Raw genomic sequence first — 16,464 nt, forward strand, 5'->3', positions numbered from 1 at the left:
CCGCCACTGTCGGTGGCCGCCGCTACTCTCGCTCGTATGGCTGTCTCCCCCTCCCCCCAAAAACCGCTCCCCGCCGGCGAGGGGGGCCGGGGAGGGCGGGGCGGCGGGCTGAGGGCGGCGGGCTGAGGGTGAGGCGGCCGCCACTGTCGGTGGCCGCCGCTACTCTCGCTCGTATGGCTGTCTCCACGTCCCCCGAAACGCCGATCCCGGTCGGCGAGGTGTCCCGGCTCATCGGCGGCTGGATCGACCGGCTTGGCGCGGTCTGGGTCGAGGGGCAGATCACCCAGCTCTCCCGTCGCCCCGGCGCGGGCGTGGTCTTCCTGACGCTGCGCGATCCGTCCCACGACATCTCGCTCCGCGTGACGTGCTACCGCCAGGTCTTCGACAAGGTCGCGGACGTGATCAGCGAGGGCGCCCGGGTGGTGGTGCACGCCAAACCGGAGTGGTACGCCCCGCGCGGTCAACTCTCCTTGCGGGCCGCGGAGATCCGGCCGGTCGGGGTCGGTGAGCTGCTCGCGCGGCTGGAGCAGCTGAAGAAGTCGCTGGCGGCGGAGGGGCTGTTCGCGGCGGACCGCAAGAAGCCGCTGCCGTTCCTGCCGCAGCTGATCGGGCTGGTCTGCGGGCGGGCGAGCGCCGCGGAGCGGGACGTGCTGGAGAACGCCCGGCACCGCTGGCCGGCCGTCCGCTTCGAGGTGCGCAACGTACCCGTGCAGGGTGTGCATGCGGTGCCGCAGGTGGTCGCGGCGGTGCAGGAGCTGGACGCGCTGCCCGAGGTCGACGTGATCATCGTGGCCCGTGGCGGCGGCAGTGTGGAGGACCTGCTGCCGTTCTCCGACGAGCAGCTGGTCCGGGCGGTGAGCGCGGCGGTGACGCCGGTCGTCTCGGCGATCGGCCATGAGCCGGACACGCCCCTGCTGGATCTGGTGGCCGATCTGCGCGCCTCGACTCCGACGGACGCGGCGAAGAAGGTGGTGCCGGACGTGGGCGAGGAGCTGTCCCGGGTGCAGCAGCTGCGGGAGCGGGCGCTGCGCGCGGTCGAGGGCTTCCTGCAGCGGGAGCAGCGGGGGCTGGCGGCGGCGCTGCAGCGGCCGTGCATGGAGCGTCCGCAGCGGATGGTGGACGAGCGCGAGGAGCAGGTCACGGCCCTGGTGGAGCGCGGCCGGCGGACGCTGGGGCATCTGCTGGACCGGGCCGATTCGGAGCTGACGCACACCCTCGCGCGGGTGGTCGCGCTCTCGCCCAGGGCGACGCTGGAGCGCGGCTATGCGGTGCTCCAGAAGGCGGACGGGGCGGCGGTGCGCTCCCCGGGGGAGGTCAGTTCCGGGGAGGAGCTGCGGGCCCGGGTGTCCGCGGGCGAGTTCCAGGTCCGGGTCGACGGCGTCCAGGGCGCTGTCAGTGACCCCGAATAGGGTGGGAGACATGGCGAAGGCGCAGGCGAAGACGGAGCGGGAGACGGACGGCGTGGCGGAGACGGAGCAGGGCCCGGCGGCCGGCGCGGACACCGGCGCGCGGGCCGCCCAGAGCGCGGAGCCCGCCGCGGAGCCGGGTCCGGACGCCGCCGGGCCGCAGCCGGGCGCGCCCGCGGCGGCGGACGCGGTGCCCTCGGTGGAGTCCACGCTCGGCTACGAGCAGGCGCGGGACGAGCTGATCGAGGTCGTCCGCAGCCTGGAGGCGGGCGGTACGACGCTGGAGGAGTCGCTGGCGCTGTGGGAGCGCGGCGAGGCGCTGGCGAAGGTGTGCCGCCGCTGGCTGGACGGCGCCCGTGCCCGGCTGGACGCGGCGCTGGCCGAGGAGCGGTAGGCGCGGCGGTCCGGGCCGCGCGCCGCGCGCGGATCAGGCGTCCCCTCACACCCATTCATGTGAACCGGCTCACAACACCCTCGATTTAGTTGAACATTAATCTACCCGCTTTAGAGTGGAGAGCACGGAGAACCGTGCAGTATGTGGACTGCGATATCCGCATCGTGGTACTCACCGCATCCGCGGCGGCTACCGCAGACCCGTTTGACCACCGAGCTGACCACCGAGGTGCCCTTTTATGTCTCTCGCCCTTGACGCCGCCGCCCAGGACCTGCTGTTCCGCGAGGCCCAGACCGCCAACACGTTCACGGACGAGCCGGTGACGGACGAGCAGGTCCAGGCGATCTACGACCTGGTGAAGTTCGGCCCGACCGCCTTCAACCAGTCGCCGCTGCGGATAACCCTGGTCCGTTCGCCCGAGGCCCGGCAGCGCCTGGTCAACCACGCCATGGGCGCCAACGGCCCGAAGACCCTGACCGCGCCGCTGACCGCGATCCTCTCCGTCGACCTGGACTTCCACGAGAAGCTGCCGGAGCTCTTCCCGCACGCCCCCGGCATCAAGGACAGCTTCTTCGCCGAGGCCGCCGTCCGCGAGGTCGCCGGCACCCAGAACGCCACCCTGCAGGCCGGCTACTTCATCGTCGGCGTCCGCGCCGCCGGCCTGGCCGCCGGCCCGATGACCGGCTTCGACTTCACCGGCATCGACAAGGAGTTCTTCGGCGACGGCAAGCAGAAGTCCTTCCTCGTCATCAACATCGGCAAGCCGGGCCCGGACGCCTTCTTCCCGCGCGCGCCGCGCCTGACCTTCGACGACGCCGTCACCACCGTCTGACGCCTGTCACCGCCCTCCGACAGCCGTCACCACCGTCTGACGGCCGTCGGAGAACCACGCAGGGGCCGCCGCACCCAGCCCGGGTGCGGCGGCCCCTGCGCGCTTCGCCTGCGTCAGCCCTACTTCGCCACCAGCGCGGCCGCCAGGTCCGCCAGCCGCCCGTACGGCGCGGTGCCGGTGACGACCGTGGTCACGCCCTTCTCCTCGCGGACCAGCGCCTTGTACCTGTCGCCCTCGTAGCGGTCCCACTTCTTGCTGCCGACGGCCTGCTTGCCCTCGGTCCTGGTGGCGCCGAGCGTGACCTCCTGGATGAACTTCCGCGCCGGCGCGTCACTCTGCTCGACCGCCGCGTACTGCTCCTCCGGGTCGAGCATGCCCAGGTGCCAGGCACCGCCCTTGCCGTCGTCGCTCACCTTGTAGGAGACGGAGGTGGCACGCCAGGTCTTGGGGAGCCCCTGGGGTGCGGCGACCGGATAGGGCGCCGCGCGCCGGGCGGTGATCAGCTCGACGCGGTAGTCGACCGTCTTCACCGCGTTCTTCGCCGCGTCCGCGCTCTCGTCGTGCGGGATGAAGATGTAGATCGCCCCGACCAGGACGCCGATCACTGCCAGCGACAGGACCATGTCCCGCACCGTTTGCCTGCCTCGCATACCTGCCACGCCCCTATGGTCCCCCATCCCGGCGCCGGCCCCGACAGGCCCCCCGGTGACGCCCGTCACCTGCGCGAACGCCGTGTCGCGCATCCCCCGGTCGGCCGCTCATGCGAAGGGCCCTCTGCTCATTTTGGCGACGTGCGGATACTGTGAACCTCTGGGGGAGACCCCCGCGCCCCCGCACAGCCACCCTCACTCCTCCACGGCCGTCGCCGTACAGAAAGGTGCGCTCGATGACCGAGCATCATCTCCCGTCCCAGCTCGAGGTCAGCCCCGAGGCCCCGGACCGCAACCTCGCCCTGGAACTCGTCCGGGTCACCGAGGCCGGTGCCATGGCGTCGGGCCGCTGGGTGGGGCGGGGTGACAAGAACGGCGCGGACGGCGCGGCGGTCAAGGCCATGCGCGCCCTGATCCACACCGTCTCGATGAACGGCGTGGTGGTGATCGGGGAGGGCGAGAAGGACAACGCCCCGATGCTCTACAACGGCGAGCGCGTCGGCGACGGTACCGGCCCGGAGTGCGATGTGGCGGTGGACCCGGTGGACGGGACGACGCTGACCGCCAAGGGCATGGCCAACGCGGTCTCCGTGATGGCGGTCGCCGAGCGCGGCTCGATGTTCGATCCCTCCGCGGTCTTCTACATGGACAAGCTCGCCACCGGCCCGGAGGCGGCGGACTTCGTCGACATCACGGCCCCGGTGGCGGTGAACATCAAGCGGATCGCCAAGGCGAAGAAGTCCGCGGTCGAGGACGTCACCGTCGTCATCCTGGACCGGCCCCGCCACGACGGCTTGGTCAAGGAGGTCCGCGAGGCCGGCGCCCGGATCAAGTTCATCGCCGACGGCGATGTCGCCGGCGCGATCATGGCGGCCCGCGAGGGCACCGGCGTCGACCTGCTGCTCGGCATCGGCGGTACGCCCGAGGGCATCATCGCGGCCTGCGCGCTGAAGTGTCTGGGCGGTTCGTTCCAGGGCAAGCTGTGGCCCAAGGACGACGAGGAGCGGCAGCGTGCGCTGGACGCCGGGCACGACCTGGACAAGGTCCTGCAGATCGACGACCTGGTCCGCGGCGACAACGTCTTCTTCGTCGCCACCGGCATCACCGACGGCGAGCTGCTGCGCGGCGTGCGCTACCGCGCCGAGACCGCCTACACCCAGTCCCTGGTGATGCGGTCCAAGTCCGGCACGATCCGGCAGATCGACTCCCAGCACCGGCTGTCGAAGCTGCGCGCCTACAGCTCGGTGGACTTCGAGCGCCCGAGCTGACGGCTGACCACCGGGACGACCCCGGACGCACTTCGCCCCCGCCGGAGAGGCTCCGGCGGGGGCGAAGTGGCCCATACGCGCGGTCGGTTCAGCCGGCCGCGGGCATATGGGCCGTACGCTGCAGCTCGGACTCCCGACGCCGGCGCCGGGTCAGCACGACCCTGCGCTCGGCCGCGGTGAGCCCGCCCCAGACGCCGTACGGCTCCGGCTGGAGGAGCGCGTGCTCCCGGCACTCGACCATCACCGGGCAGCGGGCACAGACCCGCTTCGCGGCTTCTTCCCTGGCCAGCCGCGCGGCGGTCGGCTCCTTCGACGGGGCGAAGAACAGCCCGGCTTCGTCCCGGCGGCACACCGCCTCGGAATGCCAGGGACCGGCCTCGTCGCGCGCAGGTACTCGCGGGGACGGAAGGACAGCGGCATCCTGCAGGGGCTGATGCGGTAGCAGCACGGTCTACTCCTGACGACGGCTTCGGCGCGAGAATCACCCTTGCCCGTCTCGCTGCGCACGGCCTTTTTCCGCACCCCGCAGCCGTACGAGAGACGATGCACCAGCCCTACCCGCTGTGCGCACGCTTATGCACACCGTGGCGATCGTGCGGAAAGGAGATCACGCGACAACGCGAAAAGTCGTACCGCGCCCCCGGGACGTCCGTGCGTCACCGGCCGCCGTCGAACCTCCCGCGGAAGCGGTCCCGGCGCTCCTGCCGCTCCAGGCGCAGCCGTTCGTGCCACTCGCGGTGCCGCTCGCGGTGCTCGTCGCGGAGCTGCCGGCGCAGTTCGCGGTGGTTCTCCCACATCCGGTCGCGCAGGTCGCTGATCAGCGCCCCGCGCTTGGGCCGGGCCTCCACGCTGCCGAGGACGGCGTAGCCGTTGACCTGGATCTGCGGGGCGTCACCGTCCTCCGCCTCGTGGGTGTCGATCTCGAAGGCACCCAGGATCCCGGAGCCGCTGCTGCGCAGCGTGACGTTCTCCGGCACCCGGATCTCCACGGAACCGAAGAGGGAGGTGACGGTGATCTCGACCTGCTGCTGCGGGAAGACCGCCTCGGTCAGGTCGATCTCCACGGAACCGAAGATCGCGACGGCGTTGATCCGCGCCGGGACGTGCCAGCGCCCCTTGCGGGACGCGGCGCTGAAGATCGCGACGAGGTTCTGGTCCGGAGGCGGCGCACCGGCGCCGGAAGCGGTCGCCGCCGCGCCCGCTCCCGGCTGCGGACGGCCGCCGGCCGCCGGCAGGTCGCGTACGACCGGCTCCAGCTCGCCCAGGGTCTTGGCGCGGTAGACCGTGTCGATCCGCTCGGCGTGCTCCTCGGGATCGAGGCGGCCCTCCGCCAGCGCCTCCCGGAGTATCGCGGCGATCCGGTCGCGGTCCGCGTCGGACGCCCGGATGTGGGCCTCGGCCGCGGGCGCGCCCGCTGGCCTGGTCGCGGCCTTGGTCAGGTCCACCGTTCGCGGGTTCTCGGGGCCCACTCGTCCCCCGTTGTCTGCATCCACGGCGCCAGCGTAGCGAAACGCGATAGATCGCGACTAGATATCGCGGGAGCGGACCACACATCCGCCCGAACCGGAGCGCGCACCTCCGCCGAACCGGAGCCTGCCGCCGACTGAGCCTTACCTCACAGCCCCGTCCGCGCGCCAGGGTTCTACGCTGTTGGGGCGCTGCCGCAGATGTCAGCCGAAGCCATCGTCGAGTAAGGATTGGCCGCGATGCCGGAATTCGCCTACACCGACCTACTGCCCACGGGAGAGGACAAGACCCCGTACCGCCTCATCACGAAGGAAGGTGTCAGCACCTTCGAGGCCGACGGCCGGACGTTCCTCAAGGTCGAGCCGGAGGCGCTGCGCAAGCTGGCCGAAGCGGCGATCCATGACATCCAGCACTACCTGCGCCCCGAGCACCTCGGGCAGCTCCGGAAGATCATCGACGACCCCGAGGCCTCGGCCAACGACAAGTTCGTCGCCCTCGACCTGCTGAAGAACGCCAACATCGCGGCTGCCGGCGTGCTGCCCATGTGCCAGGACACCGGCACCGCGATCGTGATGGGCAAGCGCGGCCAGAACGTGCTCACCGAGGGCGGCGACGAGGAAGCGCTCTCCCGCGGCATCTTCGACGCGTACACCCGGCTGAACCTGCGCTACTCGCAGATGGCCCCGCTGACCATGTGGGAGGAGAAGAACACCGGCTCCAACCTCCCGGCGCAGATCGAGCTGTATGCGACCGACGGCGGCGCCTACAAGTTCCTCTTCATGGCCAAGGGCGGCGGCAGCGCCAACAAGTCCTTCCTCTACCAGGAGACCAAGGCGGTCCTCAACGAGGACTCCATGATGAAGTTCCTGGAGCAGAAGATCCGCTCGCTCGGTACGGCCGCCTGCCCGCCGTACCACCTCGCGATCGTCGTCGGCGGCACGTCGGCCGAGTACGCCCTCAAGACCGCCAAGTACGCCTCCGCGCACTACCTGGACGAGCTGCCCGCCGAGGGCTCGCCCACGGGCCACGGCTTCCGGGACAAGGAGCTGGAGGAGAAGGTCTTCGAGCTGACGCAGAAGATCGGCATCGGCGCGCAGTTCGGCGGCAAGTACTTCTGCCACGACGTCCGCGTGGTCCGCCTCCCCCGGCACGGCGCCTCCTGCCCGGTCGCCATCGCGGTGTCCTGCTCCGCGGACCGCCAGGCCGTCGCCAAGATCACCGCCGAGGGCGTCTTCCTGGAGCAGCTGGAGACCGACCCGGCCCGCTTCCTGCCGGAGACCACGGACGAGGAACTGACCAAGGGCGCCGGCCCCGACCTCGACGCGGTCGCCATCGACCTCGACCGCCCCATGGACGAGGTCCTCGCCGAGCTGACCAAGCACCCGGTGAAGACCCGGCTGTCCCTGACCGGCACGCTGGTCGTCGCCCGCGACATCGCGCACGCCAAGATCAAGGAGCGCCTGGACGCCGGCGAGGAGATGCCGGAATACCTCAAGAACCACCCGGTCTACTACGCGGGCCCGGCCAAGACCCCCGAGGGCTACGCCTCCGGCTCCTTCGGCCCGACGACCGCGGGCCGGATGGACGCCTACGTCGAGCAGTTCCAGGCCGCCGGCGGCTCGAAGATCATGCTCGCCAAGGGCAACCGCTCGCAGCAGGTCACCGACGCCTGCGCCGCCCACGGCGGCTTCTACCTCGGCTCCATCGGCGGCCCGGCCGCCCGCCTGGCCCAGGACTGCATCAAGAAGGTCGAGGTCCTGGAGTACGAGGAGCTCGGCATGGAGGCGGTCTGGAAGATCGAGGTCGAGGACTTCCCGGCCTTCATCGTCGTCGACGACAAGGGCAACGACTTCTTCCAGGACCCGGCCCCGGCCCCGACCTTCACCAGCATTCCGGTGCGCCAGGGCGCCTGACCCGCCCGGCCCTCCCCCGGGCCGCCGCACACCACACCACCGCCCCGCCGAGCGAACTGCCGGCGGGGCGGAGTGCGTCGGGCCGGGAACAGATCCCCTCCGCCGGGCACTGTCATAGGTATGAGTGACACGAGTGCAGTGGGTGACGGCGGCGGGTTCCGGGTGGAGCACGACTCGATGGGCGAGGTCCGGGTGCCCGCGGGGGCCAAGTGGCGGGCGCAGACGCAGCGCGCGGTGGAGAACTTCCCCGTTTCCGGGCAGCGGCTGGAGCGGGCGCACATCGAGGCGCTGGCGCGGATCAAGGGCGCGGCCGCCAAGGTGAACGCCGAACTGGGGGTGCTGGACAAGGACGTCGCGGAAGCCGTGCAGGAGGCGGCCGCGGCGGTCGCCGGGGGTGAGTGGGACGCGCACTTCCCGGTCGACGTGTTCCAGACGGGCTCCGGGACGTCGTCGAACATGAACACCAACGAGGTCATCGCCACGCTCGCGAGCGAGCGGCTGGGACGGGACGTCCATCCGAACGACCACGTCAATGCGAGCCAGTCGTCCAACGATGTGTTTCCCTCGTCGATCCACATCGCGGCCACGTCGGCGGTGCTGAACGATCTGATTCCGGCGTTGGAGCATCTCGCGGCGGCGTTCGAGCGGAAGGCGGAGGAATTCGCGGACGTCGTGAAGTCGGGGCGGACGCATTTGATGGATGCCACGCCGGTGACCCTGGGGCAGGAATTCGGCGGATACGCCGCCCAGGTGCGGTACGGCGTGGAACGGCTGCGCAGTGCGGTGCCGCGGCTGGCGGAGCTGCCGCTCGGCGGTACGGCCGTCGGGACGGGCATCAATACCCCGCCCGGGTTCTCCGCCGCGGTGATCGCGGAAGTGGCCCGGGCCACCGGACTGCCGCTGACCGAGGCCCGCAATCATTTCGAGGCGCAGGGCGCGCGGGACGGGATCGTCGAGACCAGCGGGCAGCTGCGGACGATCGCCGTCGGGCTGACGAAGATCGCCAATGACCTGCGGTGGATGGCGTCGGGGCCGCGCACCGGGCTCGCCGAGATCAACCTGCCGGATCTCCAGCCCGGTTCGTCGATCATGCCGGGGAAGGTCAATCCGGTGATTCCGGAGGCGGTGCTGATGGTCGCCGCACAGGTCACCGGGAATGACGCGACGGTGGCCGCGGCCGGCGCGGCCGGCAATTTCGAGCTCAATGTGATGCTCCCGGTGATCGCGCGGAACGTCCTCGAATCGATCCGGCTGCTCGGCAATGTGGCGCGGCTGCTGGCGGACCGTACGGTCGACGGCATCACGGCCAATGCGGAACGGGCCCGCGAATACGCCGAATCGTCGCCGTCCGTCGTCACCCCGCTGAACAAGTACCTCGGTTATGAAGAGGCGGCCAAGGTGGCGAAGAAATCGCTCGCCGAGCGGCGGACGATCCGTCAGGTGGTCCTGGACGAGGGGTACGTGGAGCGCGGGCTGCTCACCGAGGAGCAGCTGGACGAGGCGCTGGACGTGCTGCGCATGACCCGGCCGTGACCCGCCCGCGGGCCCGCCCGTAACACCGCGAGCAAGGTACGTTACCGCGCCCGTAACGCGCGCTGCGTCTCATGTCACGGCGGGCGTCATACGGCACCTCTAAAATCTGCCCATGACAGCGGACATGGTGGACACGACGGAAGGCGAGGCGGCCGGCGGGCGCGGGACGTCCGGGGTGCGGCAGGCGGCGGCGGACGGCGCGGCGGGCAGGTGGGCGCCGGGCGACCACGTCCTGTGGCGCTACCGCGACAACGCCGACCCGGGGCGCTTCCACATCTGCCGGCCGATGACCGTCGTCCAGGACACCGAAGAGCTGCTGGCGGTGTGGATGGCGCCGGGGACCGCGTGCATCAGGCCGGTGCTGGCCGACGGCACGCCGGTGCACCGCGAGCCGCTCGCCACCCGCTACACCAAACCGCGCCGGACCACCCGCGACCACTGGTTCGGCACCGGCGTGCTGAAGCTCGCGCGGCCCGGCGACCCCTGGTCGGTCTGGCTCTTCTGGGAACAGGGCTGGCAGTTCAAGAACTGGTACGTCAACCTGGAGCAGCCGCGCCGTCGTTGGTCAGGGGGAATTGACTCCGAGGACCACTTCCTCGACATCTGTGTCTATCCGGACCGGCACTGGGAGTGGCGGGACGAGGACGAATTCGCACAGGCGCAGCGGGACGGGCTGATGACGAAAGCGCGGGCCGCGGAGGTCCGGTCCGCCGGACGGGCCGCGATCGCCCAGATCTCGGCCTGGCGCGAACCGTACTCGGACGGGTGGGAGGACTGGCGGCCCGACCCGGCCTGGCAGGTCCCCCGGCTCCCGGAGGACTGGGACCGCCCGCCGGAGTGTTTGCGGTCGTGAGGCAGTGAAGGGAAACGGGGTACACCGAGTGGGAGTGAAGGGGGCGGACCATGGAAAGGTGCGCCTTTGGGCAAAGCTGTTTCCCGCGGGGCGAGGAGCCGGTCCGAGCCCCCTTGCTGCGCCCCGGGTCTTCAAACGTAGGATCGTCCTCCGCAAGACTGCACAGGCGCAACTCCAGAACTGGAAAACGAACTTGACCGCGGTCGCAGGAGGGGCGAGGTCGTGAGCGCGAAGAGCTACGACGAGTACGAGGGCCTGAACCGGTTAGCGCTGGACCGGGCCGGGCAGGCCGACGCCTTCGACGCGATCGGCGACCGCTACAACGACGCCTTTCCGCACAAGGAGGGCCAGGTGTCCTCGGGCGCCTGGCTGGCCGGTGCACTGCCCGCCGGCGCCCGCGTCCTGGACGTGGGGTCCGGTACGGGCCTGCCGACCGCCCGTCAGCTCTCCGCGGCCGGGCACCGCGTGGTCGGTATCGATCTCTCCCCCTCCATGGTCAAGCTGGCCCGGGACAACGCCCCGGGCGCGGAGTTCCACCGCCTGGACATCGCCGATCTGCGGGGCGGCCGGCTCGGCGGCCCCGGTTCCTTCGACGGTGTCGCCGCTTATTTCTCGCTGTTGATGCTGCCCCGTGCGGAAATCCCTTACGCACTGGGCCTGCTGCATGATCTGCTACGACCCGGGGGCCTGATGGCCCTGTCGATGGTCGAGGCGGACGTGGACGACTTCCCGATCCCGTTCCTGGGCAACACGATCCGGGTATCGGGTTACCTGCGGGACGACCTGCGCCGGGTCGTGCACGACGCGGGTTTCGACGTCGTCGGGGAGGACGCCTACGCCTACGCCCCGGCGAGCACGGACGTACCACCCGAGATCCAGCTCTTTCTGCACCTGCGACGCGCCTGAAACGCAGCGCGTCGGGCGCGTCCCGTACGGGCTGCGCGCCCGGAACGCGGCGCGTCGGACGCGCAGCCCCGGACGGATGGAATCCCACGCGTGACGGAGCATCCCACCTCCCACGAATCGCGGCGGTCGGCCCCGACCGCCGCGCCCTCGGCGTCCCCTGCGCGGGGGCCGGGCCGGACACCGCCGCTGGGCGCCGTCCCGGACCCGCGCGGCGCCCTGCAGCAGCCCGCCGCGGCCGGCTTCGTCCCGGCGGGGCCGCCGGCCGGCCGGGCCGACGGCGAGCCGCCGGCGGACCACGGTGCGGCCCGGGACGACGCGGCGATTCCGTACGGGGAGGCGTACGGGGACACCTTCGGCGGCGCGGGCGCGTACCGTGGCGCGGGCATGTACAGCGGCGCGAACGCCTATGGCGGCGCGGACACTTACGGCGGCGACCCCTGGGGCGCCGACTCTTACGGGGAGGTGGCCATGCCGGCGAGCGGGCGGCCGGGCGGCGCACCGGACGGGGAGCGCGAGGCGGCCCCGGCGCGGCGGCGGGTGGCGCAGGGCGCGGTGGGCCGCGCGGGCACACCGGATCCGGCTGAGGAGCCGCACCGCGGCGAGCGTCCACGGCCCGGCGGCGAGGGCATCGGGCGGCCGCGGGACGGCGGCGCCGGACGGTCCCGGGCGACGGCCGGGGAGGCGACCGGGGCACAGGTGCCGGCGCCGGCCGGGCCGCCGCCGGGGCCGCCGCCCGCTCCGCTGCCGCCGGCCGGCCCGGCGCGTTCGGCGCATCCGGGCGAGAGCGGTGAGGTCGCGGCGGCCCGTCAGGCGGGCGGTGACCGGCTGCGGTTCATCGGTGCGGCGACCCGGCGGATCGCCCGTGGCATCGACCTCGACGAGATCGTGCTGGGGCTGTGCCGGGCGACGGTGCCGACCTTCGCCGACGCGATCCTGGTGTATCTGCGTGATCCGCTGCCGGTGGGCGACGAGCGGCCCACCGGGCCGGTGGTGCTGCGGCTGCGGCGTACCGACCGGATCCCGGAGGAGCCGGACACCAACGGCGGGCGGCTGCCGGTGCTGCCGGCGCAGCCCGATCTGGGTCCGGCGATGGGCGGCAGCGCCGCGGAGCTGGCCGAGGTCCGGCCCGGCGGTCCGCTGGCGGAGGTGCTGCGGGGCGTACGGCCGCTGTTCGGCGAGGCGCAGGCGGCACGGACCGCGCTGCCCGAGCTGCTGGGGCCGGATCCGCGGCTGCCCGGCGGGCACCGGGTGATCCTGGCGCCGCTGCGCGGGCGGCGGCGGGTGATCGGTGCGGCGGTGTTCCTGCGCAGGCCCGACCGGCCGGCGTTCGAGCCGGACGACCTGCTGGTGGCGGCGCAGCTGGCGACGCACACCGCGCTGGGCGTGGACAAGGCGGTGCTGTACGGCCGGGAGGCGTACATCGCGGACGCGCTGCAGCGCACGATGCTGCCGGACTCGCTGCCGCAGCCGACCGGGGTGCGGCTGGCCAGCCGTTATCTGCCGGCCGCCGAGACGGCCCGGGTGGGCGGTGACTGGTACGACGCGATCCCGCTGCCGGGCAGCCGGGTGGCGCTGGTGGTCGGTGACGTCATGGGGCATTCGATGACCTCGGCGGCGATCATGGGCCAGCTGCGCACCACCGCGCAGACCCTGGCCGGGCTCGACCTGCCGCCGCAGGAGGTGCTTCACCACCTCGACGAGCAGGCCCAGCGGCTGGGTTCGGACCGGATGGCGACGTGCCTGTACGCGGTGTACGACCCGGTCGCGCACCGGATCACGATCGCCAACGCGGGCCATCCGCCGCCGCTGATGCTGCACCGCGGTGGGCGTGCGGAGGTGCTGCGGGTGCCGCCGGGCGCGCCGATCGGCGTAGGCGGGGTGGACTTCGAGGCGGTGGAGCTGGACGCCCCGGCGGGGGCCACGCTCGTGCTGTACACCGACGGTCTGGTGGAGTCGCGGATCCGGGACGTGTGGACCGGGATCGAGCAGCTGCGGGAGCGGCTGGCGGAGACGGCCCGGCTGACGGGTCCGCATCCGCCGCCGCTGGAGCCGCTGTGCGACGAGGTGCTGGACATGCTCGGGCCGGGCGACCGGGACGACGACATCGCGCTGCTGGCGGCCCGGTTCGACGGGATCGCGCCGAGCGACGTCGCGTACTGGTACCTGGACCCGAAGGCGCAGACCGCCGGGCAGGCCCGCCGGCTGGCCCGCCGGGCGCTGGCGCGCTGGGGCCTGGACGACCTCACCGATCAGCTGGAGCTGCTGGTCAGTGAGGTGGTGACGAACGCGGTGCGGTACGCGGAGCGGCCGATCACGCTGCGGCTGCTGCGCACGGACGTGCTGCGCTGCGAGGTGGGGGACGATGTGCCGCAGCTGCCGCGGCTGCGGCAGGCCCGGCCGTCGGACGAGGGCGGGCGGGGGCTCTACCTCGTCAACCGGATGGCCCGGCGCTGGGGTGCGACCCGGCTGAGCATGGGCAAGGTGGTCTGGTTCGAGCTGAGCATGCCGCCGGGGACGCCGCGGCGCTGACCCGGTCCCGTACGACGAACAGCGCGGCCCCCGCCGGTTCGGCGGGGGCCGCGCTGTTCGTCGTGGCGGACGGCTTCCGGCGTCAGTTGAAGCCCGGCAGGCTGTTGGCGCCCTTGGTGCCGCCGTTGCCGTCGCCGCTGGTGCCGCCGTCGGCGCCGCTGGTGGTGCCGCTGGTGTCACCGCCGTCCACGCCGCCGTCCGGCGGGGAGGCCGAGCCGCTCGGGGTGGTCGGGCTGCTCGGGCGGCCGCTCGGGGTGTGCGACGGGCGGCCGGACGGGGACGACGGGGTGCCGCTGGGGGTGCTGCTCGGGGTGCCGGTGGGCGACGGCGTCGTCGACGGGGTGGCGGTCGGCGACGGGGTGGTGGTCGGCGGGATCGCGGCGCCCATGTCCGTCTCCAGGTCGAAGTCGCCGCCGTCGCCGCCGCCGAGCGCGCTCTCCGTGTAGTCCGCCCACACCTTGGCCGGGTAGCCGCCGCCGTTGACCCGGCCGCCGCCACCGGTGCCCTTGAGGGTCACCTGGGCGCCGCCGTTGGGCGACTCGCCGAACATGCCGACCGCGGTGACCAGCTTGGGCGTGTAGCCCACGAACCAGGCCGACTTGTCGTCGTCGGAGGTACCGGTCTTGCCGGCCGCCTTGTAGGCGGTGTTCTTGACGGCCTCCGAGGCGGTGCCGTCGTTGACCACGCCGGTGAGGACGGAGGTCACGGTGTCGGCGGTCCGCCGGTCGAGGACCTCCGGGCCGATCGGGTCCTTGAGCTGCTGCTCGGTGTCCACGCCGTTGACGCTGTGCACGGCCTTGGTCACGAGGGTGGGGGTGACCTTCTTGCCGTGGTTGTCGAGCGTGGCGTACGCGCCGGCCATCTGGAGCGGGCTGGCGCCCATGGTGCCCAGGGTCATGGCCGGCTTGACGTCCATCTTGGAGCCGTCCATGCCGAGGCTGACCGCGGTCTTCTTCACGTTCTCCAGGCCGACGTCCTGGCCCATCTGCGCGAAGACCGCGTTGACGGAGTTGTTGGTGGCCGTCTGGACGGTGATCCTGCCGTAGTCGCGCTCGTCCTCGTTGGGCGGCGCGAAGGGGATGGTGCCGCCGACGACCGGACGGCGGTTGTGGCCGTCGTAGATCGTGTTCGGGGTGATCGGCACGCCGTCCTGGGTCTGCGCGCTGTTCTGCATCGCGGAGGCGAGGATCAGCGGCTTGAACGTGGAGGCCGCCTGGTAGTCGGAGCGGGTCGCGTTGTTGGTGTAGTGCTTCGGGTAGCCGGCACCGCCGTACATCGCCACGATGTGGCCGGTCTTGGGGTCGACGGAGGTGGCGCCGAGCTGGGCGTCCGCGTCGACCTTGCGGGCCTTGGCGTTCAGGTCGCGGGTGAGCTTGCGCTTGACCGCCCGCTCCAGCGCCTTCTGCTTGTCCCTCTCGATGCCGAGGGTGATCGTCCAGCCGCCGGCGTCGAGCTGCTTGCCGTCCACGCCCGCGGCCAGCAGCTCGCGCCTGGCCTCCGCGACGAGGTAGCTGGTCTGCCCGCCGACGCCGGGCAGCGGCTTGGGATCCTTCGGCTTCTGGAACTTCTGCTTGGCGCGCTGCTGCGGCGAGAGCCAGTGCATCTCGACCATGTTGTTGAGCGTGTACGCCCAGCGCTCCTGGGCCCGCTTCTTGCCGTCCGCGGTCGCGAGGGACCAGTCGTACTGGTTCGGCGCCTGGAGCAGCGCGGCGAGGTAGGCGCCCTGCGAGACGGTGAGCTTGTCGACGTCCACGCCGTAGTAGGCGCGGGCGGCGGCCTGGATGCCGTAGGCGCCGCGGCCGTAGTAGCTGGTGTTGAGGTAGCCGGCGAGGATCTTGTCCTTGCCCAGCTTGTTGTCCACCTTCAGCGAGATGACGATCTCCTGGAGCTTGCGGCTGACCGTCTGCTCCTGCGTCAGGTAGTAGTTCTTGACGTACTGCTGGGTGATCGTCGAACCGCCCTGCTTCCCCTTGCCCATCAGGGTGTTGAGGATGCCGCGCGCGGTGCCCATCAGGTCGACGCCGGAGTCGTGGTAGAAGTTCTTGTTCTCGGCGGCGACGAAGGTGCGCTGCACGGCCCACGGGATCCGGTCGAGCGAGACGTTCTCGCGGTTGACCTGTCCGGCCCGGGCGAGGATCTTGCCGTCGGCGTACTTGTAGACGTTGCTCTGGAGCTGGGCCTGCTTGTTGCCGTCGTTGGGGATGTCCACGTACAGGTACAGCCCGATGAAGCCGAGGATGCCCAGCAGGCACACCCCGAGGAAGGTCCCGAGGATCTTCTTCCAGGTGAAGAGGCGGCGTATGCCGGACTTCTTCTGCTTCGTCTTGGCCCGGCGGGCGCTCCCCTGCTGCGCCCGTCTCGCTTCGGCTCGGCCCATCGCTTCGACAACTCCAGTCGTTCCGCCCCCAGCTAACTCAGCTGTTGAAGCTAACACCGCATCTGTCAACAAATACTCATCGATCAAGGCTTTTCCCGACGTGACAAACAGCACCCGGCCCGACGGAACCAGGGGGTGGGTTTTCTGCGTCGCCCGGCTCCCACCTGCGCACTTGTCGTAAATCGGGCTCGGCGCGGGGGCTGGACGCCCCGGCCACCCGTCCGTTAATCTGCTATCACTTTGCTAGACCAGCGACATCATCGAATGCGGTGGACATCACGCGCCGTATCGGGAGAAACGGGGATCTTCATGTCCGAGAAGCCAACGGCCGACCAC

The 16,464-nt window shown here is 71.6% G+C and carries 13 protein-coding genes; 9 read left to right on the top strand and 4 right to left on the bottom strand.

Annotated elements, in window-relative coordinates:
* Positions 1-173: 173 nt before the first annotated feature.
* From xseA to IG62_RS0111930, 3 genes are all read left to right on the top strand, one after another.
* Positions 174-1,409, top strand: coding sequence for an exodeoxyribonuclease VII large subunit (xseA, locus tag IG62_RS0111920; protein WP_199812462.1), 1,236 nt, complete (start codon positions 174-176; stop codon positions 1,407-1,409).
* Positions 1,410-1,596: 187 nt separating this feature from the next.
* The gene (locus IG62_RS41760) at positions 1,597-1,800 is read left to right on the top strand and encodes an exodeoxyribonuclease VII small subunit (protein WP_037838208.1); all 204 of its coding nucleotides are present in this window, start codon (positions 1,597-1,599) and stop codon (positions 1,798-1,800) included.
* 238 nt (positions 1,801-2,038) lie between these two features.
* Entirely contained in the window at positions 2,039-2,632 is a 594-nt protein-coding gene (locus IG62_RS0111930; protein WP_030800813.1) for a malonic semialdehyde reductase, read from the top strand.
* A 119-nt stretch (positions 2,633-2,751) separates the two neighbouring features.
* On the opposite strand, the gene IG62_RS0111935 is transcribed toward IG62_RS0111930, so the two are convergent.
* Positions 2,752-3,282, bottom strand: a complete 531-nt coding sequence (locus tag IG62_RS0111935) for a DUF4245 domain-containing protein (RefSeq protein ID WP_030412198.1) — start codon at positions 3,280-3,282, stop codon at positions 2,752-2,754.
* A 236-nt stretch (positions 3,283-3,518) separates the two neighbouring features.
* Here IG62_RS0111935 and glpX point away from each other — a divergent pair, with 236 nt between their 5' ends.
* Entirely contained in the window at positions 3,519-4,550 is a 1,032-nt protein-coding gene (glpX, locus tag IG62_RS0111940) for a class II fructose-bisphosphatase (protein ID WP_030800816.1), read from the top strand.
* Between the two features lie 88 nt (positions 4,551-4,638).
* On the opposite strand, the gene IG62_RS0111945 is transcribed toward glpX, so the two are convergent.
* Both IG62_RS0111945 and IG62_RS0111950 read right to left on the bottom strand, forming a co-directional pair.
* A complete protein-coding gene (locus tag IG62_RS0111945) occupies positions 4,639-4,998 on the bottom strand; it encodes a WhiB family transcriptional regulator (protein WP_030800818.1) in 360 nt (119 codons plus the stop codon).
* 208 nt (positions 4,999-5,206) lie between these two features.
* Positions 5,207-5,995: a DUF1707 SHOCT-like domain-containing protein gene (locus IG62_RS0111950; protein WP_037838194.1), complete on the bottom strand. Its 789-nt coding sequence runs from the start codon at positions 5,993-5,995 to the stop codon at positions 5,207-5,209.
* A gap of 252 nt (positions 5,996-6,247) precedes the next feature.
* On the opposite strand from IG62_RS0111950, the gene IG62_RS0111955 reads away from it, so the two are divergent.
* The 5 genes from IG62_RS0111955 (at position 6,248) to IG62_RS0111975 (ending at position 13,751) form a co-directional block, all read left to right on the top strand.
* Complete coding sequence (locus tag IG62_RS0111955) at positions 6,248-7,930, top strand: fumarate hydratase (RefSeq protein ID WP_107052958.1); 1,683 nt, start codon at positions 6,248-6,250, stop codon at positions 7,928-7,930.
* 120 nt (positions 7,931-8,050) lie between these two features.
* The gene (locus tag IG62_RS0111960; RefSeq protein WP_051797960.1) at positions 8,051-9,463 is read left to right on the top strand and encodes a class II fumarate hydratase; all 1,413 of its coding nucleotides are present in this window, start codon (positions 8,051-8,053) and stop codon (positions 9,461-9,463) included.
* 112 nt (positions 9,464-9,575) lie between these two features.
* Positions 9,576-10,316, top strand: coding sequence for a DUF402 domain-containing protein (locus tag IG62_RS0111965; protein WP_030800825.1), 741 nt, complete (start codon positions 9,576-9,578; stop codon positions 10,314-10,316).
* Positions 10,317-10,538: 222 nt separating this feature from the next.
* Complete coding sequence (locus tag IG62_RS0111970; RefSeq protein ID WP_030800828.1) at positions 10,539-11,222, top strand: class I SAM-dependent DNA methyltransferase; 684 nt, start codon at positions 10,539-10,541, stop codon at positions 11,220-11,222.
* Between the two features lie 90 nt (positions 11,223-11,312).
* Positions 11,313-13,751 carry a SpoIIE family protein phosphatase gene (locus tag IG62_RS0111975; RefSeq protein WP_030800830.1) on the top strand — a complete coding sequence of 813 codons (2,439 nt, stop codon included), beginning with the start codon at positions 11,313-11,315 and terminating at the stop codon, positions 13,749-13,751.
* A gap of 82 nt (positions 13,752-13,833) precedes the next feature.
* Here IG62_RS0111975 and IG62_RS0111980 read toward each other — a convergent pair whose 3' ends face one another.
* Positions 13,834-16,128 carry a transglycosylase domain-containing protein gene (locus tag IG62_RS0111980; protein ID WP_030800833.1) on the bottom strand — a complete coding sequence of 765 codons (2,295 nt, stop codon included), beginning with the start codon at positions 16,126-16,128 and terminating at the stop codon, positions 13,834-13,836.
* Positions 16,129-16,464 lie beyond the last annotated feature (336 nt).

The organism is Streptomyces sp. NRRL S-337, from assembly GCF_000720175.1.
Lineage (GTDB): Bacteria > Actinomycetota > Actinomycetes > Streptomycetales > Streptomycetaceae > Streptomyces > Streptomyces siderophoricus.

Excerpts from the sequence above, each read along its gene's own strand:
- IG62_RS0111960 (WP_051797960.1), top strand. The coding sequence starts at position 8,051 with ATGAGTGACACGAGTGCAGTGGGTGACGGCGGCGGGTTCCGGGTGGAG.
- IG62_RS0111965 (WP_030800825.1), top strand. The coding sequence starts at position 9,576 with ATGACAGCGGACATGGTGGACACGACGGAAGGCGAGGCGGCCGGCGGG.
- IG62_RS0111980 (WP_030800833.1), bottom strand. The coding sequence starts at position 16,128 with ATGGGCCGAGCCGAAGCGAGACGGGCGCAGCAGGGGAGCGCCCGCCGG.
- IG62_RS0111930 (WP_030800813.1), top strand. The coding sequence starts at position 2,039 with ATGTCTCTCGCCCTTGACGCCGCCGCCCAGGACCTGCTGTTCCGCGAG.
- glpX (WP_030800816.1), top strand. The coding sequence starts at position 3,519 with ATGACCGAGCATCATCTCCCGTCCCAGCTCGAGGTCAGCCCCGAGGCC.
- IG62_RS0111935 (WP_030412198.1), bottom strand. The coding sequence starts at position 3,282 with ATGCGAGGCAGGCAAACGGTGCGGGACATGGTCCTGTCGCTGGCAGTG.
- xseA (WP_199812462.1), top strand. The coding sequence starts at position 174 with ATGGCTGTCTCCACGTCCCCCGAAACGCCGATCCCGGTCGGCGAGGTG.